Raw genomic sequence first — 22,115 nt, 5'->3', positions numbered from 1 at the left:
CACCCATGAAAGTCCTGATCGTCGAAGACGAACCGAAAGTCGTCGAATACCTGAAAAGCGGCCTGACCGAGGAAGGCTGGGTCGTCGATACCGCGCTGGACGGCGAGGACGGCGCGTGGAAGGCCGTCGAATTCGAATACGACGTGGTCGTGCTCGACGTGATGCTGCCGAAGCTCGACGGCTTCGGCGTGCTGCGCGCGTTGCGCGCGCAGAAGCAGACGCCCGTGATCATGCTGACCGCGCGCGACCGCGTCGACGATCGCGTGCGCGGGCTGCGCGGCGGCGCCGACGACTATCTGACCAAGCCCTTCTCGTTCCTGGAACTGATCGAGCGGCTGCGCGCGCTCACGCGCCGCGCGCGCGTGCAGGAATCGACGCTGATCTCGATCGGCGACCTGCGCGTCGACCTGATCGGCCGGCGCGCGTCCCGCGACGGCACGCGCCTCGACCTGACCGCGCAGGAATTCCAGCTGCTCGGCGTGCTCGCGCGGCGCAGCGGCGAGGTACTGTCGAAGACGACGATCGCCGAACTCGTGTGGGACGTGAACTTCGACAGCAACGCGAACGTCGTCGAGACGGCGATCAAGCGCCTGCGCGCGAAGCTCGACGGCCCGTTCGCGGAGAAGCTGCTGCACACGATCCGCGGAATGGGTTACGTGCTCGAGGCGCGCGAGGACGCCGACAGCGAGAGGCACGCATGAAACGCTCGATCACCCTGCGTCTGTCGGCGATGTTCGGCATCGTGTCGCTGCTCGTGTTCACGCTGGTCGGCTGCGGGCTGTTCGTGATGATTGAGCGCCAGCTGTTTGCCGAATTGCGCGCGACGATCGACACGCGCGCGAAGGTCGCGCAGATGATCGTGTCGCACGCGACCACCGCCGCGCGCGGCCGCCTGATGCAGGAAAAGCTCGCCGATCTCGAACCGCCCGACGGGTCGACGCGTTACCAGATCGACAGCCCCGACGCCAACTTCCGCTTCGGTCATCCGGTCGACGGCGTGCCCGTCGGCAAGCCGTTCGGTGCGTTCCAGCAATACGCGCTCAACCACAGCAGCTACGACGTGATGACGAAGACCGTCCCGATCGCGGGCAGCGGCGAGCGCCCCGATCTGAAGCTGATCGTCGCGTCGTCGTGCGAGCGCACGCAGCGGATGCTGCGCCGTTTCGTGTGGACGCTCGCCGCGCTGATCGCGATCGCCACCGTCGTCACGCTGTTGCTGAGCCGCGCGGTCGCGCGCTTCGGGCTCGCGCCGCTCGAACGGCTGTCGCAGGACGCGGCGGCGATCAACGCCACCGACCGCCGCCAGCGGCTGCACACGGACGCGTTGCCGACCGAGCTGCGCGATCTGGCCGCGTCGTTCAACGGCGCGCTCGAGCGCATCCAGCAGACCTACGCGCGGCTCGAGGCCTTCAACGCGGACGTCGCGCACGAGCTGCGCACGCCGATCAGCATTTTGATCGGCCAGACCCAGGTCGCGCTGACGAGCCGCGACCGCTCCGTCGACCGGATGCGCCAGACGCTGCAGTCGAACCTCGAGGAGTTCGAGCGTCTGCGCGTGATCATCAACGACATGCTGTTCCTGTCGCGCAGCGATCGCGGCGAGCGCGCGACCGACCTGAAGCACGTGTCGCTCGCCGACGAAGTGCGGCGCATGCTCGACTTCCTCGAGATTCCGCTGGACGAGGCGCAGTTGCGCGCCGAACTGCACGGCGATGCGCGCGCGGCCGTCGACCCGTCGCTGTTCCGCCGCGCGATGACCAACCTGCTGATCAACGCGATCCAGCATTCCGTGCCCGGCGCGACGCTGAACGTGACGATCACGCCGCGCGACACGCTCGTCGACGTGTCGGTCGCCAACCCCGGCGAGCCGATCGACCCCGTGCAGCGCTCGCACGTGTTCGAGCGCTTCTACCGGCTCGAGGAAGCGCGCGCGAACAGCAAGGAGAACCACGGGCTCGGGCTGTCGATCGTCAAGGCCGTCGCGGAGATGCACGGCGGCAGCGTGTTCGTCGCGTGCTCGGGCGGCGTCAATACGTTCGGCTTCTCGGTGTCGACGCAGGCGTGCAGCGTCGGCCCGATACGCTCAGCCGAGGCGGGCGACCCGCAGGTGCTGCGGCCGACGCACGCGCCGCGCGCGATGCACTGACGGCACCGCACCGCCCAGGGCAGTTTTCTTCAATACGGATACGCGCGGCTTCTTTAGTCTCGATGCGACTTTCACATTCGCATGGAGACACATGATGAGCATGCTGGTTTCGATGGCCGCGTTCGCGCTGGCATCGTCGATTACGCCCGGTCCCGTCAATATCGTCGCGCTCGGTGCGGGCGCGCGCCACGGTCTCGGCGCGAGCCTGCGCTATGCGGCCGGCGCGACGCTCGGCTTCGTCGCGCTGTTTCTGCTGATCGGCCTCGGGCTGCACGCGGCGCTCGCCCGCTGGCCGATGCTCACCACGGCCACCCAATGGTCGGGGATCGCGTTCCTGCTTTACCTCGCGCTGCGGCTGGCGCTCGACGACGGCCGGCTGTCGACCGATCCGGCCGATCCGGACGCGCCAAACGTCGCCGGCCCGTCGGCGGCGGCCGGCGCGGCGATGCAATGGCTGAACCCGAAAGCTTGGCTTGCATGCGTGGCCGCGATGGGCGCGTATGCGGCCGATGGCGGTCGCGCGCAGGTGTGGCAATTCGCGGCGCTGTATCTGGTGATCTGCTTCGCGTCGATCTCGTGCTGGGGGTATGCAGGTGCGTCGCTGCGGCACTGGCTCGCGAACGCGCGGCGGATGCGGCTGTTCAACCGCGCGATGGCGCTGCTGCTCGCGGGCAGCGCGCTTTATCTGCTCGACGTCTAGCGTCGTCGCTTCGAACGGGTGTTGCTGCGGGCGGCGGCGGTGCGAGCCGTCGCCCGCCCGCAGCGGCGCCGGCATGGGCCGGCCCTTCCCCGCTCAGTTCGCGGCGCTTCGATATTGGCCCGGCGTGGCGGCCGCGATGCGTCGGAACGCGCGCTGGAAATGCGCCTGGTCCGCAAAGCCCGCATCGAGCGCGACCTCGGCGATCGGCCGGCCGCGGCGCAGTTCCGTGCGGCCGTACTGCACGCGACGGTCGACCAGGAACGCATGCGGCGTCATCCCGTAGCGGGCGTTGAACGCGCGGATCAGGTAGGACGGCGACAGGTCGGCGGCCGCGCAGATCGCATCGAGCGTGACGGCCTGACGGCAATGCGCGGCGATGTAGTCGGCCGCGCGGGCGAGCTTCGCGTTGTCGGTCCCGCGCCGCGTGTCGACGGGCATCTCGCGATCGAGCGCGCCGTGCAGCCGCGTGAAGAATTCGACCGCCGCGCTTTCCTTGCCGAGCGGATCGACGCCGGGTGCCACGAGCGTGCGGTAAAAGCCGCCGAACTGCGCGAACAGGTCGCGCCGCTCCGTCAACTTCGGCGAAAAGCCGTGAAAATCGCTGTTCGGGTCGCGTCCGAGCGCATGCTGCAGCCGCGCGAGCCAAGGCACGTCGACATAGACCATCCGGTACGCCCACGCGTCGGGGCCATACGGATTGCACGCATGCACCTGCTCCGGATCGATGATCACGAGCACGCCGCGCCCGACGTGTTCCTTCGTCGCGCCGTTCAGGTAAGTGCTCGTGCCGCCGACGATCGCGCCGAGCGAAAACGTGTCGTGCGTGTGCTTCGCGTAGCAGATCGTCCGACCGTCGTCGACGGTGCGCGCCTCGATGAACGGCAGCGCGGCGTCGCGCCAGAACGGCGACGGCACGGCGAGGGGGGTGGCGGAACGGCTCACGCGACGGGCTCCCGGATCGGATGGCGAACGCACACCGTACAAGACTGCGCGGCGCGATGCAACCGCGAACCGACGCTTCGCGGCCGGATCGCCTAAGCTTTGATTTCGGCCGCCACGGCAGGTGCGGCGGGTTCCGTTTCCCTCTTCCAACCGGTACATTCATGCACATCGATCTGACAGGCAAAACCGCAGTCGTCACCGCTTCCACCGCCGGCATCGGGCTGGCGATCGCCGAAGGGCTCGCGCAGGCGGGCGCACGTGTCGTCGTCAACGGACGCAGCGACAAGTCGGTCGATGCCGCGCTCGCGCAGCTGCGCAGCGCGGTACCGGGCGCGGACGTCGACGGCGTCGCCGCCGACCTGTCCGACGCCGCCGGCGTCGCGCGTGTCACGCAGCACACGCCGGAGGCCGACATCCTCGTGAACAATGCGGGCATCTACGGGCTGAAGGCGTTCTTCGACATCGACGACGACGAATGGGCCCATTACTTCCAGATGAACGTGATGTCCGGCGTGCGTCTCGCGCGGCACTACCTGAAGGGGATGCTCGCGCGCAACACGGGCCGCGTCGTGTTCATTTCGTCGGAATCGGGTCTGAACATCCCGGTCGACATGATTCACTACGGGTTCACGAAAACCGCGCAGCTCGCGATCGCGCGCGGCCTCGCGAAACTCGCGGCCGGAACCAACGTGACCGTCAATTCGGTGCTGCCGGGGCCGACGATGTCGGAGGGCGTGCGCGCGCTGCTGAAGGAAACGGCCGATGCGACGGGCCGCAGCATCGACGACGTCGCGGTGGATTTCGTGCGCAGCGAGCGCGCGAGCTCGATCATCCAGCGGCCGGCAACGACGGAGGAAGTCGCGAATCTGGTCGTGTATGTCTGCTCGCCGCAGGCCTCGGCGACTACCGGCGCGGCGTTGCGCGTCGACGGCGGCGTGGTCGACACGATCGCGTGACGACTGCGTGACACGCGTGCGCGGCGCATGGCGGCCGCGCTATCGCGAAGCCGCCTTGTCGGACTGAAGCGTGCCCTTGCGGTCGGCGTCCATGCAGGTATCGAAGCCGTATTGCGTGACGGCACCGGCCTTGTCGAACACGACGAAGTACGCCCGGTGATCGTTGCCGTGCTCGATGAAGTAGTTGTAGCAGACGCCGCTTCCGTTACGGACCATCCACACGCTGCGCGGGTTGCCGCCCGCGCGTACAACGTCGGCGCGCGTCGCGCCGTGCCGCGACGCGGCCCGCGCCAGCGGCGTGCGCGAATACGAGAACGGCAGCCACGAGTCGAACCACGCGCAACCGTGCAGCATCAGGCAGCTGGCGGCCAGCGACAGCGTCGCTGCAGGACGGTACATCGGAATCAATCGCATGCTTGGAAGAATCTGCCGCGCCATGCCGGCGTGATCGAAAGCCCCATGCTACTAGACCTTTGGGTCCGGATCGAAAAGAAATGTAGAGACTTGTGTCCGACGCCGCGCTCGGCGCGGCCCGGCTCGCGCCCGATCGTCGCGAACCATGAAGGCGCCGCGCGGGCTCGCTCACGCGTCAATGCCGTTGCGCCGATGGCCCGGATCGGCGCAACGAGCCTCGCCGTCAGGCGACCCACTCGGCCCACAGCATCGTCAGCACCGTCATCAGCGCCGGGCCGACGAACAGTCCGATCAGGCCGAACGTCTCGGCGCCGCCGAGGATGCCGAACAGCACGAGCAGGAATGGCAGGCGGGTCGAGCTGCCGATCAACACCGGCCGCACGAAATGCTCGGCGACGAACACGACCACGAAGCCGACCGCCAGCACCACGACGGCCCACGCGGTCGCACCCTGCACGAACAGCCAGAGCGCCGCGCCGCAGAACACGATCGGCGCGCAGAACGGCAGCATCGCGGCGACGGCCGTGACAAGGCCGAGCAGCGCCGCGTGCGGGACCCCCGCGAGCGCATACGCGACGCCGAGAATGGCGCCCTCGCCCAGCCCGACGACGACCAGCCCCGTCACCGTGCCGTACACGGCCGCGACCATCCGTTCGATCAGGTGCGCGCCGCCGCGGCCGAACGCACTCCGCGCGCCCTGCAGCAACGCGCCCGACAACTTGTGGCCGGCCCGCATGATCACGAACAGCGTGACCAGCATGAAGCCGAACTCGAACAGCGCATGCGCGAGCTTCGTGCCGAACTGCCGGCCGAACGCGATGAACTTCTCGCCGCTCGCGCCATGCATCGCGGTGCCCGCGTGCAGCGGATGACCGAGATTGGCCTGCCACCACTCGGTGACCTGCGCGGCACCGTACGGCAACCGGCCGACGACGTCCGGCAGCGGAATGCCGTTGTCCTGGATCGAGTGCAGCCAGATGCGCAGGTCATGCGCCTGCGAGATCGCCTGGCCCAGCGCGATGGCGACCGGCAGCACGACCAGCAGCGACACGCCCGCGGTGATCGCGGTCGCGATCAGGGTTGGCCGGTCGCGAAACCAGCTGTCCGATTCGAAGCGTTTCAGCAACGGCCACAACGCGATCGCGATCACGCAGGCCCACGCGATGGCGGGAAGAAAATCGCGGATCACCCACAGCGCGAGCACCAGCAGCGCCGCATACAGCACGGCGCGGGCGATCTGCTGGGCACGCGGCCGCGCGGCGGATTCCTGGGAAGGCGAGACATGTGCGCGCATGGCACCTCTGTCGAAATGAAAAAATGGCGGTTCGCGCGGGCCGAGGGCCGGTGCGAACCGCCATTCTATCCATCGATACCGCCACGGCACGCGGACGCGATGCCAAGCATTGTCAAATGCATGGCGCGAACGTCGCGCCCGCCGCGCGGTGCGACGCGCGCTCAGGCCACCTTGTCGGCGACACGATAGCGTTCGAGCCAGTGCGCGTACGGCGCAGGCAGCGTCCACGACGGACGCTCGACGCCGAGCTGCTTGGCCGCGTAGTACGGCCAGTGCGGATCGGCCAGATGCGCGCGGCCGACCATCACGAGGTCGAGCTGCTGTTCGGCGACGACGCGCTCGGCCAGTTGCGGCGTGTCGATCCCCCATGCGGACGACACCGGCAGGCCGGCCTCGCGACGCACGCGTTCCGCGATCGGCGCGAGGAACGCCGGGCCCCACGGAATGCGCGCGTCGGGCGTCGAGAAGCCGACCGACACGCTCAGCATGTCGAGGCCTTCCTGCTTCATCCGCTGCGCGAGCGCGATGGATTCGGCGAGCGTTTCCTCATCGCGGCCGTCGTATTCGATCACGCCGAGACGCGCGGTCAGTGGCAGATGCTCCGGCCAGACCTGGCGGACGGCCTTCAGCGTGTCGACGAGGAAACGGCCGCGGTTTTCGGCGGAACCGCCGTATTCGTCGTCGCGCCGGTTCGAATGCACGGAGAAGAAGCTCTGGCCGAGATAGCCGTGCGCGAAGTGCAGTTCGAGCCATTCGAAGCCGAGGTCGCGGGCACGCTTCGCCGACGCGACGAAGTCGGCCTGCACGCGTGCGATGTCGTCGTGCGTCATCGCGCGCGGCATCTTCGGCAAATGCGCGCCGAACGGCACGGCCGACGGAGCGATGGTCTGCCAGCCACGCGGATCGCCGTCGGCGATGTGGTCGTCGCCTTCCCACGGACGGTTCGCGCTCGCCTTGCGGCCCGCATGCGCGATCTGGATGCCCGGCACCGCGCCGGCCGCCTTGATCGCCGCGACCGACGGCGCGAACGCCTCGGCCTGCGCATCGGTCCACAACCCGGCGCAGCCCGGCGTGATGCGGCCTTCCGGCGACACGGCCGTCGCCTCCGCGATCACGAGGCCCGCGCCGCCGCGCGCGATGCCGGCCAGATGCACGTGATGCCAGTCGTTGACGACGCCGTCTTCGGCGACGTACTGGCACATCGGCGGCACCGCGATGCGGTTGCGCAGCGTGACATCCTTCAGTTTGAACGGTTCGAACAGGGCAGACATCCACCACTCCTTTGCTTGGTTCTACGAAACGACTGGATGAGCCGCCGTGCGGTGCGCACGACGGAACGGTTCGGGCCGTCGCCGGGCCGGATGCGCCCGACGACGGAAACGGCCAGGTGCCGGTCATGCCGGCACCGCGCGGGCTTACTGACGGCCGAGCTTCGCGAGCAGCGCCTCGGCAGCGCGTTCCGACGACGCGGGGTTCTGCCCCGTGATCAGCAACCCGTCGGTGACGACATGCGGCGCCCAGTCGGCGCTGCGCTCGAACTGCGCGCCGTTGGTCTTCAGCATGTCCTCGACGAGGAACGGCACCACTTCCGTCAACTCGACGGCCGCTTCCTCGCTGTTGGTGAAGCCCGTCGCACGCTTGCCGCGCACGACCGATTCGCCGGTCTTCGGATCCTTCACGTGGCGCAGCACGCCCGGCGCGTGGCACACGGCCGCGACCGGCTTGCCCGCCGCCAGCGCACGCTCGATCAGGCCGATCGAGTGCAGGTCCTCGGCGAGATCCCACAGCGGGCCGTGCCCGCCCGGATAGAACACCGCGTCGTAATCGTCGACCGACACGTCGGCCAGCTTGCGCGTGGCCGCGAGCGCGGCCTTGGCCGCCGGATCGGCGCCGAAGCGGCGCGTGGCGTCGGTCTGCGCGGCCGGATCGCTGCTTTTCGGGTCGAGCGGCGGCTGGCCGCCCTTCGGCGATGCGAGCGTCAGCTCGATACCCGCATCCGTGAACGCGTAGTACGGCGCGGCCAGTTCCTCGAGCCAGAAGCCGGTCTTCTTGCCGGTGTCGCCGAGCGTGTCGTGTGAGGTCAGGACAACCAGAATCTTCATGATCAGACACTCCTTCGAAATGGGGGAACGGGGCCGCGTCGCGGCGGCAGCCCACGCGACGCACGCCGCGTGCCGGCGACGACGGCGCGCCTGCCGGTTAGGCCGCCGGCACGCGTCAACGTGCCGGCTCCGCGCCAAAAATATTGTTCAAGTCTATTAGACCAGTCGTCTAGAATCAGCTCGAAAAAAACGACGGCATCTCCTGCACCACCAGCATCGCAGCGCGATATGGCATCTTCGCGTCCGTTGGAAGGAATGACGTCGCATTCATGAGGCTGGATGATAGCCCCGAATTAGACCGGTCGTCTAGAAACCTGACATTCAGCCCTGCCGCCGTCATGGCTTTTGCACCGGAGCGCGCCCCGCAACGTGCGTTGCCGATCGCGCCCCACGGGGGCGCGCCGCCGAAACGGCTAGCCGTGCACCGGCCCGTCCGTATCGCCTGCCTCGATGATCGGCATCTCGAGCCGATGGCCGCGCACGCCGTCGGCGAGCAGGCCCAGCATCAGGTCCGCCAGCGCACGTCCGGTCGCATGCCCGGTCGGCTGCACCACGGCCGTTACCCGATGCGGATACGCGACCTCCGGCGGCACCCCGTCATAGACGATGAGCGAAATGTCCCGCCCGAGCCGCAAGCCGCTGTCCACCAGCGCCCGAAACGCGCCGCCCCCCGAAATGTTGTTGTCGACGAGCAGCGCAGTCGGCCGCTCGGCCTGTGCGAGCAGCGCCTGCGCGCCCTGCTGGCCGCCGTCGCGCGTAAACGGACACTCGACGAGCAGCGCCGGATCGGGTTCGATGCCGGCCTCGCGCAGCGCCGCGAGATAGCCGGCGCGGCGCTGCATCGCGAAATTCAGCGACAGCGGCGCGCTGATCATCGCGATCCGCCGATGACCGAAGCCGATCAGACGCCGCACCGCATCGCGCGCGCCCGCTTCGTTGTCGAAATCGAACCAGGCGTAAGGCTCGGCGGCTTGCGTACGGCCATACGCGACATACGGAAACGCATTCGAGCGCAGGTACGCGAGGCGCGGGTCGTCGACCAGCGTGCGCGCGACGATCAGCCCATCGACGAGCCGGCCGTCGACGAGCCGGCGATACGAGTCGAGTTCGGCGTTCGGCCGTGCGGCCGCGATGATGAAGTCGAGATTGCGCTCGCCAAGCCGCTCGGTGATGCCCGCAACGACCTCACCGAAGCGCGGGTCGCCCAGATCGCCGGCTCCGAACGGATACACGATGCCGATCGCATCGGCACGCCCCGTCGCCAGCCGCCGTGCGGTCGGATCCGCGACATAACCGAGTTCGCGCGCAGCCTTCATCACGCGTTCGCGGGTCGCCTCGCTCACATCGTCGTAGCCGTTCAGCGCCCGACTGACCGTCGTGCGCGACAGTCCGAGCGCATCCGACAGCGCCTTCAGATTCACCTTCACGTCGCTCCTCGCGTTGTGCATGCCATTCGTTCAATCCGCGTGCGGCGGCAATTATTTCCGAATGGTAGTTATTACCGTCAAATATTTATCTTTTGACGTCCAAACCGGTTTGAAATAGCATCCAAACCGGTTTGGATATCAACGCCACCTCAGCAGTTCCTTTTCACCGTCAACGGAAACAACGCCGACATGACTTACTTTCCTTTTTGCCGCGCGACCGCGGCCAAACGTTTGCTGTTCGCTGGCGCGGCACTGGCCGCCTTCGCGTCCGCGTCATCCGTCGCGCACGCGCAAAGCACCGGCGCCCCCGCGCCCACGCCTCATACGCAGCAGGCCTACGATCCCGAAGGCAACTTCACGATGCGCTGGACCCGCGCGGACATCCGCCAGATCGTCGCGCAGTCGCACACGGCCGGCGCGGACAAGAACTCGCTGCCGCAGTCGCTGACGATGCCGGACATCCCGCAGGATTTCCCGCTGATCAACTCGAACGTGTGGGTCTGGGATACCTGGCCGCTGGCCGACCTGCGCGCGAATCAGCTCAGCTACAAGGGCTGGGAAGTGATCTTCTCGCTCACGGCCGATCCGCACGCCGGCTACACGTTCGACGATCGTCACGTCCATGCGCGCATCGGCTTCTTCTATCGCCGTGCCGGGATTCCCGCGTCGCAGCGTCCCGCGAACGGCGGCTGGACCTGGGGCGGCCACCTGTTCCCGGACGGCGCGAGCGCCAAGGTGTTCGGCACGTCGCCGATGACCAACAACGCCGAATGGTCGGGCTCCGCACGCCTCACGCAAGGTGACAACGTCAGCCTGTACTACACCGCGACCTCGTTCAACCGCTCGGCCCCCGGCGGCGCCGACATCACGCCGCCGCAGGCGATCATCACGCGCACCGACGGCCACATCCATGCCGACGACAAGCACGTGTGGTTCAGCGGCTTCGACGATCACAAGGCGCTGCTGCAACCGGACGGCAACTACTACCAGAGCGGCCAGCAGAACACCTATTTCTCGTTCCGCGATCCGTTCGTGTTCACCGACCCCGCGCATCCGGGCAAGACCTACATGGTGTTCGAAGGCAACACCGGCGGCCAGCGCGGCGCCCGGACCTGCACCGAGGCCGACCTCGGCTATGCGCCGAACGATCCGCACCGGGAAGACCTCAACGCCGTCATGAACTCGGGCGCAGTGTATCAAAAGGCCAACGTCGGCCTGGCGGTCGCGACGAACCCGCAACTGACCGAATGGAAGTTCCTGCCGCCGATCCTGTCGGCGAACTGCGTCGACGACCAGACCGAGCGCCCGCAGATCTATCTGAAGGACGGCAAGTACTACCTGTTCACGATCAGCCACCGCACGACGATGGCCGCGGGCGTCGACGGGCCGGACGGCGTCTACGGCTTCGTCGGCAACGGCATCCGCAGCGACTTCCTGCCGCTGAACGGCGGCAGCGGCCTCGTGCTCGGCAACCCGACCGACTTCTCCGCACCGGCCGGCGCGCCGTATTCGCAGGACCCGAACCAGAACCCGCGCGAATTCCAGTCGTATTCGCACTACGTGATGCCGGGCGGGCTCGTCGAGTCGTTCATCGATGCGATCGGCCCGCGTCGCGGCGGCACGCTCGCGCCGACGGTGAAGGTGAACATCAACGGCACGTCGACGGCCGTCGACCGCGCGTATGGACGTAGCGGCCTCGGCGGTTACGGCGACATCCCGGCAAACCTGCCGGCGACGGGCGCCGACCACAACGGCGGCCCCGGCACCCGTCCGTAACGGGTCCGCTACGGACGCAGCGGGCATCGCCCGCCGGCGTCGAGGCGGCGCACATCGCGCGTGTCGCGTGTGTGCCGCTTCCCTCCTTCGCAGAATCGCGCATGCTGTCTTCGCAAGCGGCATGCGCGTCCTTTCCCGCTTCGCGCGTCGAAGCACGGAACCCCGCATGAGATCGACGTTTCTTCGCTTTCCCCTCCTGATTACCCGGCTGCTGCTCGCGTGTGCGGCAAGCGCGGCCTGCACGCACGCCGCCGCTGCGCCCTGCGACGCACCGCTCGAGCACGGCACGCCGCAATGGCGGCCGGCCGTGCACTACACGCCGCAACGCAACTGGATGAACGATCCGAACGGCCTTGTCTACGAGAACGGCCTCTATCACCTGTTCTATCAGTACAACCCGCTCGGCCACGACTGGGGCAACATGTCGTGGGGCCATGCGACCAGCACCGACCTCGTCCACTGGCGCGAACAGCCGGTCGCGATGCGCGCGAACGCGACGGAGGAAATCTTCTCCGGCTCGATCGTCGCCGACACGCACAACACGTCCGGCCTCGGCGCGCCGGGCGAAACGCCGCTGGTTGCGCTTTACACGAGCGTCTACAAGGACGGCTCGGGTCACGCACCGGGCACGCAGGCGCAATCGCTCGCGTACAGCCTCGACCACGGCGCAACCTGGCGGCCCTACGCGCACAACCCCGTGCTCACGCTCGATCCCGAGTCGAAGCAGTTCCGTGACCCGAAAGTGTCGTGGTACGCGCCGGGAGGCTACTGGCTGATGACGACCGTCGTCGCGGACGCGCAGGTCGTGAAGCTTTATCGATCCGACGACCTGATTCACTGGTCGTTCCTGAGCGACTTCACGCTGCCGGACGTGCCGCATGCGGGCGTGCTGTGGGAAATGCCCGACCTCGTGCCGCTGCCCGTCGACGACGATCCGCGACACATCAAGTGGGTGATGATCGTCAACGTCAACCCGTGGTCGATCGCCGGCGGCTCCGGCGCGATGTATTTCGTCGGCGACTTCGACGGTCGCACGTTCACGCCCGACCATGTCGCGCCGGCCGGTTCCGATCCCGCGCGATTCCGCTGGGTCGATCACGGCGCCGATTTTTACGCCGCCGGCACGTTCTCCGGCGCACCGGGCGCGCGGCCTGTCGCGATCGCATGGATGAGCAACTGGGATTACGCGGCGAAAGTGCCGACGGCGCCCTGGCGCGGCGCGACGACGCTGCCGCGCGAGTTCGCGCTGAAGACGATCGACGGCGAACCGACGCTCGTCGTGACGCCGGCCACCGCGTTCGATGCGTGGGCCGACGGGCGGCCCGCCGTGCACGAAGGCAACCTGAATGTCGAGTCCGCGACCCGCGCGCTGTCGGACGCGACGCGCGGTGTCGTCCAGCGCATCACGGTGACGATCGCGCCGCGGCATGCGGCCCGCGCGGGTTTGATCGTGCGAGGATCGGCGGATGGCTCGATCGGCACCCGGATCGTGTACGACACGGCGAAGCGCACGCTGACGCTCGACCGCTCGCGCGCCGGCTCGACGGATTTCGCGGGCACGTTCAGCCGCGAGCACATCGTCGATCTGCCGCTCGATCATGGGCAACTGCGGCTCGAAATCGTCGTCGATCGCGGGTCGGTCGAGGTGTTCGCGAACGGCGGCCGCGTCGCGCTGACGGATCTGATCTTTCCGCCGCTCGATGCGGACCGCGTCGCCGTGTTCGCCGAGCACGGCAGCGCGACGTTCTCGGGGCTGACGGTGACGCAGCTCCACGGACGCGATCGGGCCGACGAGGTTCGCGACACCTGCACATTGCGCTAGCGATGCGATCGCCCGGCGGGGCTGCGCCGCCCGACGTCGCGTCGGGTCGTGCGGCCCCGCCGGTCATCCGCTCAAAGCAAGCCCATCCCGCCCGACGCGATGATTTCCGCGCCGACGATGAACGCGGATTCCGGCGCGCTCAGATGCAGCACCGTCGACGCGATTTCGTCCGGCGTGCCGAACCGGCCGATCGGGACGAGCCCCTTGATCTTCTCGGCCGTCTCGTCGAGCGTCGCCGCGTCGAGCCCGAGCTTGCCGTACAGCGGCGTCTGGACCGGGCCGGGGCTCACCACGTTCACCCGCACGCCGTGCGGCAGCAGCTCCGTCGACAACGTCTTCGCGAACGAATTGACGGCCGCCTTGCTCGCCGCGTACAAGGACGAGCCCGGCATCCCGATATGCGCGTTGATCGAGCCGTTGATCACGATCGACGCGCCGCGGTTCAGCAGCGGCACGAGCGACTGGATCTGGAAATACGCGCCCTTCACATTCGTGTCGAACACGAGATCCCACAACGCTTCGTCGATATCCGCGAACGGCGCGAGTTTCGCGACGCCCGCGTTGACGAACACGGCGTCGAGCCGCGCGCCGGAGGCCGCGATCGCATCCGCCAGCGCCCGCGCCGACGCGACGCTGCCGGCCTCGTTGCGGATCGCGAGCGCGCCGTCGCCGAGCGACGCGCGTGCGGCGGCGAGCGTCTGCTCGTCGCGACCGGTGATGATGACCCGCGCGCCTTCGGCCGCGAATGCCCGTGCGGCCGCCAGGCCGATGCCGCTGTTGCCGCCCGTGACGAGGACCGTTTTTCCTTCGAAGCGTTGCATGATGTTCTCCTGTGAACCGGTGAGTTGACCGTGAACACAGGATGCGCGCGGCGCCCGCCCTTGCCGTACGATCGGCGCGGCGGACATGTTCGAAATCTTCGAACGTGTTTGTCGGGACCTGTCCGTGCGTTGCACGGCTGACGCGCTCAGCCCAACATGTCGATCCCGTCGAGCAGGCGCTGCGCGAGCCGCGGTTCGCGCAGTTGCTCCAGCCACCATTGCAGCGCGCGGCCGTCGCGGTCGCCGCGCCAGGCGACGTACAGCACGTTCGGCTCGCGCGGATCGGCCGTTTCCTTCTCGACGAGCTCGCCGCGCGCGAGCAGCGATGCAACCCGCCGGCGCGGCACCCAGCCGACGCCGAGCCCGTCGCGCTGCGCGAGGATCTTGGCGCGCATCGACGGCACCGCGAGCGCCGCCTGCCCGCCGAGCAGCCCGTACGCGCGGCCGACGGCCCGCCGCGACGAATCGGCGACGACGACCGCGCGATGCGCGCAGATCGCGTCGCGGGTCAGCCGCTCGCTTGCCGCGGCGAGCGGATGGCGCGGCGATATGGCGAACACCCATTCCATCGCGCCGAGCTCGAACCATTTGAAACCCGGAATCGCCGGCGGCTCGTTGGTCGCGCCGACGACCAGATCCGCGCGGCCGTCGCGCAGCGCTTCCCAGGTGCCGCCGAGCACTTCGTGCGTGAAGCGCAGCGACACGCCCGAATCGAGCCCATCGAATGCGCGGACGACCGGCAGCAGCGTATCGAACTCCAGCACCTCGTCGCTGACGATCCACAGCCGGTCCTCCCAGCCGCTCGCGACCTGCCGTACGCGCTGCGTGAGCCGCGCGACGTCCAGCGCGAGGCGTGACGCCTCGTCGGTCAGCAACTGGCCGGCCGGCGTGAGCTGCAGCCGGTAGCCGCGCCGGTCGAACAGCAGCGCGTCGAAGCGCGTTTCGAGCTGCCGCGCCGCGTGCGAGATGGTCGACGGCGCCTTGCCGAGCCGCGCAGCCGCCCGCGACAGGCTGCCGGTGGCGCGGATCGCATCGAGCAGCGCGAGTTCGTCTTCGGACAGCATGAGGGCACTCCGATCGGGGATTGTGATGGATCGTAAGGCACCGGCGGGCGGCGGTCCAATCGAATGGCGCCGTGCGGCTACGTTCGGCGGATGCCGGGCCGCCCACGAACTTCCGGTATGCTCATCGGCATCAAATTACCCTATTCGAGGTAACCACTGCGATGGACATCGCGATCCGCATCGAAGGCCGTCACGACCTCACCGGGCAAATCTTTCGGCAACTGCGCACCGCGATCGTCGACGGGCGGCTCGAAGGCGGCGCCCGGCTGCCGTCGACGCGCGACCTCGCCAGGCAGCTCGGCGTGTCGCGCAAGACGACGCTCGACGCGTTCGAGCGTCTCGTCGCCGAGGGCTTCCTGAACACGCGCGCGGGCGACGGCACGTTCGTCGCCGACGGCCTCGCGCGGGTGCCGCACGCGGCGGACTCGACGCCATCGCTCGTCGAGGCCACACGGCCCGTCCATGCCGTCGACGCACGCGCGCTGTGGGACGAACTGCCCGACGCGCTCGCGATGCCCGCGCCGCAGGACACGCCCGCGTTCGACTTCCGCGGCGGCGTGACCGACAAGACGCTGTTCCCGTTCGACGCGTGGCGCCGCTGCCTGCATCACGCGTTGCGCCAGCAGGCGCGCGGCCCCGGCCAGTACCACGATCCGGCCGGCGATCCGCAGTTGCGCGGCGCGATCGCGCGCTACGTCGCGTTCAGCCGCGCGGTCGCGTGCGGCTGGGACGACGTGCTCGTCACGCAAGGCGCGCAACAGGCGCTCGACCTGATCGCGCGCGTGGTCGTACGGCCGGGCGATGTCGTCGCGGTCGAGAATCCCGGCTATCCGCCGGCGCGCGCGGCGTTCGCGTCGCTCGGCGCGACGGTGATCGGCGTGCCGGTCGATGCGCACGGCCTCATCATCGACCGGCTGCCCGACGACGCGCGCCTCGTCTACGTGACGCCGTCGCACCAGTTCCCGCTCGGAATGCCGATGACGCTGGACCGGCGCGTCGCGCTGCTCGAATGGGCGCAGCGACGCCGCGCGGTGATCATCGAGGACGATTACGACGGCGAATTCCGCTTCGAAGGCCGGCCGGTGGAGTCGCTGAAGAGCCTCGACCGCACGGGCCTCGTCGCGTACGTCGGCACGTTCTCGAAGACGATCTTTCCCGAACTGCGGATCGGCTACGCGATTCCGCCGCGCGCGCTGCGCGGCGCGCTCGCCAAGGCGAAGCAGATCGTCGACTGGCATACCTGCACGCTCACGCAGGCGGCGCTCGCGCGCTTCATGCACGAAGGCGATTTCGCGCGGCATCTGCGGCGCGTGCAGAAGCATTACGACGCGCGCCGCAAGATGCTGCTCGCGCATTTGCGCGGCAACCTCGCGCCGTGGTTCGACCCGATCGTGCCGACCGCCGGCATCCACCTCGCCGCGCACCTGAAACCGGGGCTCGACGAAGCCGCGCTGGTCCGCGCCGCCCGCGAGCACGACATCGGCCTGTACGGAATCTCGGCGTTCCACGTCGGCTCGGCGGCGCGCGCGGGACTGCTGTTCGGATATGGCGGGATCGACGCGCTGCGCATCGACGCCGCGCTCGCGAAACTGGCCGCGCTGCTGGACTCGGGCAACATCGGCGGTGCGCCACTGGTTACCTGAATTTTCCCGGAATTGGCCATTCAAGCAGGCCAGTGCCACGCTTAAAGTGGGTCCTGTCGCGCCACCGTGCGCATCAACCGGAAAAAGGACCTGCCATGCAACCGCGCCTGAACTTCTATACCGCCAGCCCGAATGCCATCAAGGTGATGCGCAACGCCGAGGAATTCATCGCGAAAAGCTCGATCGAGAAGCCGCTCGCCGAACTGGTCCGGCTGCGCGCGTCGCAAATCAACGGCTGTGCGTTCTGCGTCGACATGCACACCACCGATGCGCGCAAGGGCGGCGAGACTGATCGCCGTCTCGCGACCGTCGTCACGTGGCGCGAAACGCCGTTCTTCACCGAGCGTGAACGCGCGGCGCTGGAATGGACCGAGGCGCTGACGCTGATCGCCGACAACCACGTGCCGGATGCCGTCTGGGAAGCCGTGAAGCCGCACTTCAACGACACGGAGCTGTTCGAGCTGTCGATGCTGATCGCGACGATCAACACGTGGAACCGCTTCGCGATCGCATTCCGCAAGATGCCCGAGTAAGGAGACGACGATCATGCGCTCCCGCTTCACGCTCCGCCGCGCGATGCTGTGCACGCCGCTCGCGCTCGTCGTCGCGCTGCCGGCCGCCGCCATTGCGCACGACGCCGGCGACAACGTGCACGCGATCATGCAACAGGCCGTGCCCGAAGCGCCCGGCAAGCTCGCCGTCGTCGCGACGGTCGACTATGCGCCTGGTCAGGCATCCGAAGCACACAAACACCTCGGCTCGGTGTTCGCGGTCGTGTCGAAAGGCGAAGTGCTGTCGCAGGTGAACGACGGCCCGGTGCGCCGCTATCGCGCCGGCGAAGGCTGGTACGAGCCGCCCGGTTCGCGCCACCAGGTGTCGCGCAATGCGAGCGCGACCGAGCCCGCGCAACTCGTCGTGTTCGGGCTGACGGGCGAGCACCGGCCGCTGAAGTCGCCGATCGATCAGTGATGACGTTCGGGGTGCGTGCCGTGTCGGGCACGCACCCGCGACGCACGGCTTCCTCGCCGGCCTCGGGCGCTTCTTCCCCCGGTTCCCCGTGGTTTCCCCATTAGCCGCTTCCTACATTCCGCCACTGGCATACGCCCGGTCGTCACGCCGCCACCCCGCTCGTCCGCACCGCCGTTCGACGTACGCCTGATCTCGATCAACGCGGGCGAAAACCCTTCCTTGAAATTAACTAACCCGTCAATTAGCGTCGTCTGCATGAACGCGAGATCCACCGTCGCCAGGCCGCGCGGGCGCCGCCCGTCGGTGGACGACTTCGACCTGCGCGACCACATGCTCGACGTCGCGATGCAGCTGTTCGCCGAGCGCGGCATCGCGGCGACGACCGTCGCGCAAATTGCCGCGGCCGCCGGCGTCACGTCGGCGATGGTCCATTACTACTTCACGAATCGCGAGCAGCTGCTCGACGCGATCGTCGAGGAGCGGCTCGCGCAGGTCATCGCGTTCGTGTGGCGGCCGACCGCCCCGCAGATCGAAAACGATCCGTTCGCGCTCGTCGCCGAACTCGTCGACCGGTTCTTCGACGTCACGCATCGCATGCCCTGGCTGCCGTCGATCTGGCTGCGCGAGATCGTCCACGAAGGCGGCCTGCTGCGCGAGCGGATGATCCGGCGCATTCCGCTCGAGCACGTCGGCCGCTTTGCCGAGCGCATCCGCGCCGCGCAGCAGGCCGGCACGCTGAACCCCGCGCTCGAACCCGCATTCCTGTTCCATTCGATCATTGCGCTCGTGATGCTGCCGCTCGCCACCGCGAAGCTGTGGCAAAGCGCGCGCGGCCTGCCGCCGGTCGATCGCGACGTGCTGCATCGCCACGTCCGCGCGCTGCTCGATTCCGGCTTGCAGCCGCCCGCCGCCGTGCCGGATGCCGGCGCACATTCGCCCCGGAGGCCGTCGTGAACGTGTCCCGCCCGCCGCCGCTCGCGCTGGCCGCAGCCGTCGCGCTGCTCGCCGGCTGCGGACGGCCGGCGAACGACGTGGCAACTTATCAAGGCTATGTCGAAGGCGAATTCGTGTACCTGTCGTCGTCGCAAGCGGGCACGCTGACGCAGTTGTCGGTCGAACGCGGCCAGGCCGTCGCGGCCGGCATGTCGGTGTTCTCGCTCGAAGCCGTCAACGAAACGGCCGCATTGCTGCAGGCGCAGCATCAGCTCGCGGCCGCACGCGCGCAACTCGCCGACCTGCAGACCGGCAAGCGTCCGCCGGAAGTCGCGGTCACGCGGGCCCAGCTCGCGCAGGCCACCGCACAGGCCGCGCGTGCCGCCGCGCAACGCGCGCGCGACGAGCGCCAGTACGCGGCCGGCGGTCTGTCGAAGCAGCAGCTCGACGATTCGCGCACGTCCGCGCAGACCACCGCCGCGCAGGTGCGCGAGTTGCAGAACCAGGTCGACGTCGCGCGCCTGCCCGGACGCACGCAGCAGGTGGCCGCCCAGGCCGCGCAAGTCGATGCCGCGCAGGCGGCCGTCACCGAAGCGCAATGGAAGCTCGACCAGAAGCGCGTCGCCGCGCCCGCCGCCGGGCGTGTGTACGACACGCTGTACCGCGTCGGCGAATGGGTGCAGGCCGGCAATCCGGTCGTGCAGATGCTGCCGCCGCAAAACCTGAAGGTGCGGTTCTTCGTGCCGGAAGCCGCCCTCGCATCGATCGCCCCGGGGCGCGCCGTCGCGATCCGCTGCGACGGCTGCCCCGCCGACGTCCCCGCGCACGTCACCTACGTGTCGCGCGAGGCCGAATACACGCCGCCCGTGATCTACAGCAACGAGAGCCGGACCAAGCTCGTGTTCATGGTCGAAGCGCGCCCCGCCGTCGCCGACGCGCCGAAGCTGCACCCGGGCCAGCCCGTCGCCGTGAGGATGCGATGAACGCGCCGCCCGCTCCGTACGCGATCGACGTCGACCGCCTGAACAAGCGCTTCGGCGACAAGCATGTCGTGAAGGACGTATCACTGCGCGTCGCGCGCGGCGAGATTTTCGGCTTTCTCGGGCCGAACGGCAGCGGCAAGACGACGTCGATCCGCATGATGTGCGGCCTGCTCACGCCCGACTCGGGCAGCGGCACCTGCCTCGGCTACGACATCGTGCGCGACAGCGCGCAGATCAAGCGGCGTGTCGGCTACATGACGCAGCGCTTCTCGTACTGGGAAGACCTGTCGATCCGCGAGAACCTGGATTTCGTCGCACGCGTGTACGGGATGCCCGATCGCCGGGCGGCCGTCTCGCGCGCGCTCGACGGGCTCGGCCTCGCGAGCCGCGCGGACCAGCTCACGGGCGCGCTGTCGGGCGGCTGGAAGCAGCGTCTCGCGCTCGCCGCGTGCATGCTGCACGAGCCGGAACTGCTGCTGCTCGACGAGCCGACGGCCGGCGTCGATCCGGCCGCGCGCCGCGACTTCTGGGAAGAACTGCACCGGCTGGCCGCGCAAGGCATCTCGGTGCTCGTCAGCACGCACTACATGGATGAAGCCGAACGCTGCCACAAGCTCGCGTACATCGCGTCCGGCGAACTGCTCGCGCAGGGCACGTCCGAGGAAATCGTCGCGTCGCAGCACCTGTCGACACGCTCGGTCACCGGCGGGCATCTGGCCGAACTGTCCGCGCGCCTGCGCACGATGCCGGGCGTCGACCAGACGGTCGTGTTCGGTTCGACGCTGCACGTGAGCGGCCGCGATCGCGCGCTGCTCGATGCAACGCTCGCGCAGATCGCATCGCAAGCCGACGCGCAGACGGACGGTCGCGCACCGCTGCAGGTCGCACCGATCGAGACCGGGCTCGAAGACGTCTTCATCTACATGATGGGCCGCGCGTCCGGGCCGCCTGGCGGAGCGGCGACATGAACGCGTGGACAGGCCTGCGCGAATCGTTCTCGGTCGCGCGCTGGTGGAGCATCGTGCTGAAGGAATTCCTGCAGCTGCGCCGCGACCGCGTGACGTTCGCGATGATCGTCGGCGTGCCGATCATCCAGCTCGCGCTGTTCGGCTTCGCGATCAACACCGACCCGAAGCATCTGCCGACCGCGGTGATCGTCGCCGACTCGAGCCCGTTCGCGCGCAGCTTCATCGCCGCGATGCGCAATTCCGCGTACTTCGACATCGTCGCGACGCTGCCCGACGAATCGGCCGGCCGGCATGCGCTTGCCCGTGGCGACGTGCAGTTCGTGCTGAGCGTGCCGGCCGATTTCTCGAAGCGGCTGCTGCGCGGCGAGCGCCCGGCGCTCCTCGTCGAGGCGGACGCGACCGATCCCGTCGCGACCGCGTCGGCGATCGGCGCGCTACCGGGCCTCGTGCAACCCGTCGCCGACAAGGACCTGACCGGCCCGCTCGCGCACCTGAACGGCCGTCCGGCCGCGTTCGACGTGGTGCTGCACCGCCTGTACAACCCCGAAGGCATCACGCAGTACAACGTCGTGCCGGGGCTGATGGGCGTGATCCTGACGATGACGATGGTGATGATGACGGGCCTCGCGATCACGCGCGAACGCGAGCGCGGCACGATGGAGAATCTGCTGGCGACGCCCGCGCGGCCGCTGGAGGTGATGACCGGCAAGATCGTCCCGTACGTGTTCATCGGGCTGATCCAGGTGTCGATCATCCTCGCCGCCGCGCGCTACGTGTTCGACGTGCCGTTCGTCGGCGGCGTGTTCGCGATCTACCTGTCCGCGCTGCTGTTCATCGCGGCGAACCTCACGGTCGGCATCACGCTGTCGTCGCTCGCGCAGAACCAGCTCCAGGCGATGCAGCTCGCGGTGTTCTACTTCCTGCCGAACATCCTGCTGTCGGGCTTCATGTTTCCGTTCGCCGGGATGCCGCGGTGGGCGCAATTCATCGGCAACCTGCTGCCGCTCACCTACTTCAACCGCCTCGTGCGCGGCATCCTGCTCAAAGGCAACGGCTGGGCCGACCTGTGGCCGTCCGTGTGGCCGGTCGCGCTCTTCACGCTCGTCGTGATGGGCATCGCGCTGCGCTTCTACCGGCGCACGCTCGACTAGGGGC

Annotated in this window: 21 protein-coding genes; 13 read left to right on the top strand and 8 right to left on the bottom strand. The window is 68.6% G+C overall.

The window, feature by feature from the left end; genetic code table 11:
* The first annotated feature begins 5 nt into the window (after window positions 1-5).
* From WS87_RS22370 to WS87_RS22360, 3 genes are all read left to right on the top strand, one after another.
* Window positions 6-701, top strand: coding sequence for a heavy metal response regulator transcription factor (locus WS87_RS22370; RefSeq protein WP_059450219.1), 696 nt, complete (start codon window positions 6-8; stop codon window positions 699-701).
* Window positions 698-2,146 carry a heavy metal sensor histidine kinase gene (locus WS87_RS22365; protein ID WP_059819017.1) on the top strand — a complete coding sequence of 483 codons (1,449 nt, stop codon included), beginning with the start codon at window positions 698-700 and terminating at the stop codon, window positions 2,144-2,146. The genes WS87_RS22370 and WS87_RS22365 overlap by 4 nt, the downstream gene beginning before the upstream one ends.
* 94 nt (window positions 2,147-2,240) lie before the next feature.
* The gene (locus tag WS87_RS22360; protein ID WP_059819653.1) at window positions 2,241-2,846 is read left to right on the top strand and encodes a LysE family translocator; all 606 of its coding nucleotides are present in this window, start codon (window positions 2,241-2,243) and stop codon (window positions 2,844-2,846) included.
* A 93-nt stretch (window positions 2,847-2,939) separates the two neighbouring features.
* Here WS87_RS22360 and WS87_RS22355 read toward each other — a convergent pair whose 3' ends face one another.
* Complete coding sequence (locus WS87_RS22355) at window positions 2,940-3,788, bottom strand: AraC family transcriptional regulator (protein ID WP_059819016.1); 849 nt, start codon at window positions 3,786-3,788, stop codon at window positions 2,940-2,942.
* A 161-nt stretch (window positions 3,789-3,949) separates the two neighbouring features.
* On the opposite strand from WS87_RS22355, the gene WS87_RS22350 reads away from it, so the two are divergent.
* The gene (locus WS87_RS22350) at window positions 3,950-4,744 is read left to right on the top strand and encodes an SDR family NAD(P)-dependent oxidoreductase (RefSeq protein WP_059690000.1); all 795 of its coding nucleotides are present in this window, start codon (window positions 3,950-3,952) and stop codon (window positions 4,742-4,744) included.
* A 39-nt stretch (window positions 4,745-4,783) separates the two neighbouring features.
* Here WS87_RS22350 and WS87_RS22345 read toward each other — a convergent pair whose 3' ends face one another.
* The 5 genes from WS87_RS22345 to WS87_RS22325 all read right to left on the bottom strand — a co-directional run bounded on the left by WS87_RS22345 (window position 4,784) and on the right by WS87_RS22325 (window position 10,002).
* Window positions 4,784-5,158, bottom strand: a complete 375-nt coding sequence (locus WS87_RS22345) for a hypothetical protein (RefSeq protein ID WP_059819652.1) — start codon at window positions 5,156-5,158, stop codon at window positions 4,784-4,786.
* 223 nt (window positions 5,159-5,381) lie between these two features.
* Window positions 5,382-6,452, bottom strand: coding sequence for an AI-2E family transporter (locus WS87_RS22340; protein WP_059819015.1), 1,071 nt, complete (start codon window positions 6,450-6,452; stop codon window positions 5,382-5,384).
* A 161-nt stretch (window positions 6,453-6,613) separates the two neighbouring features.
* Window positions 6,614-7,723 carry an NADH:flavin oxidoreductase/NADH oxidase gene (locus WS87_RS22335; RefSeq protein ID WP_059819014.1) on the bottom strand — a complete coding sequence of 370 codons (1,110 nt, stop codon included), beginning with the start codon at window positions 7,721-7,723 and terminating at the stop codon, window positions 6,614-6,616.
* 144 nt (window positions 7,724-7,867) lie between these two features.
* Window positions 7,868-8,554: a type 1 glutamine amidotransferase domain-containing protein gene (locus tag WS87_RS22330; protein WP_059819013.1), complete on the bottom strand. Its 687-nt coding sequence runs from the start codon at window positions 8,552-8,554 to the stop codon at window positions 7,868-7,870.
* Between the two features lie 413 nt (window positions 8,555-8,967).
* A complete protein-coding gene (locus WS87_RS22325) occupies window positions 8,968-10,002 on the bottom strand; it encodes a substrate-binding domain-containing protein (protein ID WP_059819012.1) in 1,035 nt (344 codons plus the stop codon).
* Between the two features lie 168 nt (window positions 10,003-10,170).
* Between WS87_RS22325 and WS87_RS22320 the strand changes: the two genes are divergently transcribed.
* Window positions 10,171-11,757, top strand: coding sequence for a glycoside hydrolase family 68 protein (locus WS87_RS22320; protein ID WP_059819011.1), 1,587 nt, complete (start codon window positions 10,171-10,173; stop codon window positions 11,755-11,757).
* Between the two features lie 166 nt (window positions 11,758-11,923).
* Window positions 11,924-13,579 (top strand): glycoside hydrolase family 32 protein, encoded by a 1,656-nt coding sequence (locus tag WS87_RS22315; RefSeq protein ID WP_059819010.1) that lies wholly within the window; start codon window positions 11,924-11,926, stop codon window positions 13,577-13,579.
* A 71-nt stretch (window positions 13,580-13,650) separates the two neighbouring features.
* Here the strand turns inward: WS87_RS22315 and WS87_RS22310 are convergent, their stop codons facing one another.
* A complete protein-coding gene (locus WS87_RS22310; RefSeq protein WP_059819009.1) occupies window positions 13,651-14,400 on the bottom strand; it encodes an SDR family oxidoreductase in 750 nt (249 codons plus the stop codon).
* 146 nt (window positions 14,401-14,546) lie between these two features.
* Entirely contained in the window at window positions 14,547-15,464 is a 918-nt protein-coding gene (locus WS87_RS22305) for a LysR family transcriptional regulator (RefSeq protein WP_059819008.1), read from the bottom strand.
* Between the two features lie 161 nt (window positions 15,465-15,625).
* On the opposite strand from WS87_RS22305, the gene pdxR reads away from it, so the two are divergent.
* From pdxR to WS87_RS22270, 7 genes are all read left to right on the top strand, one after another.
* Window positions 15,626-17,107, top strand: coding sequence for a MocR-like pyridoxine biosynthesis transcription factor PdxR (gene pdxR, locus WS87_RS22300; RefSeq protein WP_059819007.1), 1,482 nt, complete (start codon window positions 15,626-15,628; stop codon window positions 17,105-17,107).
* A 95-nt stretch (window positions 17,108-17,202) separates the two neighbouring features.
* On the top strand, window positions 17,203-17,640 hold the full coding sequence (locus WS87_RS22295; RefSeq protein WP_059819006.1) for a carboxymuconolactone decarboxylase family protein: 438 nt from the start codon (window positions 17,203-17,205) through the stop codon (window positions 17,638-17,640).
* 13 nt (window positions 17,641-17,653) lie between these two features.
* Window positions 17,654-18,076, top strand: coding sequence for a cupin domain-containing protein (locus tag WS87_RS22290; RefSeq protein ID WP_059819005.1), 423 nt, complete (start codon window positions 17,654-17,656; stop codon window positions 18,074-18,076).
* Between the two features lie 255 nt (window positions 18,077-18,331).
* Entirely contained in the window at window positions 18,332-19,030 is a 699-nt protein-coding gene (locus WS87_RS22285) for a TetR/AcrR family transcriptional regulator (protein ID WP_059819004.1), read from the top strand.
* Entirely contained in the window at window positions 19,027-19,992 is a 966-nt protein-coding gene (locus WS87_RS22280) for an HlyD family secretion protein (protein WP_107938193.1), read from the top strand. The genes WS87_RS22285 and WS87_RS22280 overlap by 4 nt, the downstream gene beginning before the upstream one ends.
* Window positions 19,989-20,960, top strand: a complete 972-nt coding sequence (locus tag WS87_RS22275; RefSeq protein WP_059819003.1) for an ABC transporter ATP-binding protein — start codon at window positions 19,989-19,991, stop codon at window positions 20,958-20,960. The genes WS87_RS22280 and WS87_RS22275 overlap by 4 nt, the downstream gene beginning before the upstream one ends.
* Window positions 20,957-22,111 (top strand): ABC transporter permease, encoded by a 1,155-nt coding sequence (locus WS87_RS22270; RefSeq protein WP_059819002.1) that lies wholly within the window; start codon window positions 20,957-20,959, stop codon window positions 22,109-22,111. The genes WS87_RS22275 and WS87_RS22270 overlap by 4 nt, the downstream gene beginning before the upstream one ends.
* The last annotated feature ends 4 nt before the right edge of the window (window positions 22,112-22,115 follow it).

This window comes from Burkholderia sp. MSMB0856 (assembly GCF_001524645.2).
Classification (GTDB): Bacteria; Pseudomonadota; Gammaproteobacteria; order Burkholderiales; family Burkholderiaceae; genus Burkholderia; species Burkholderia diffusa.
This window is presented reverse-complemented; position numbering and strand designations above follow the sequence as displayed.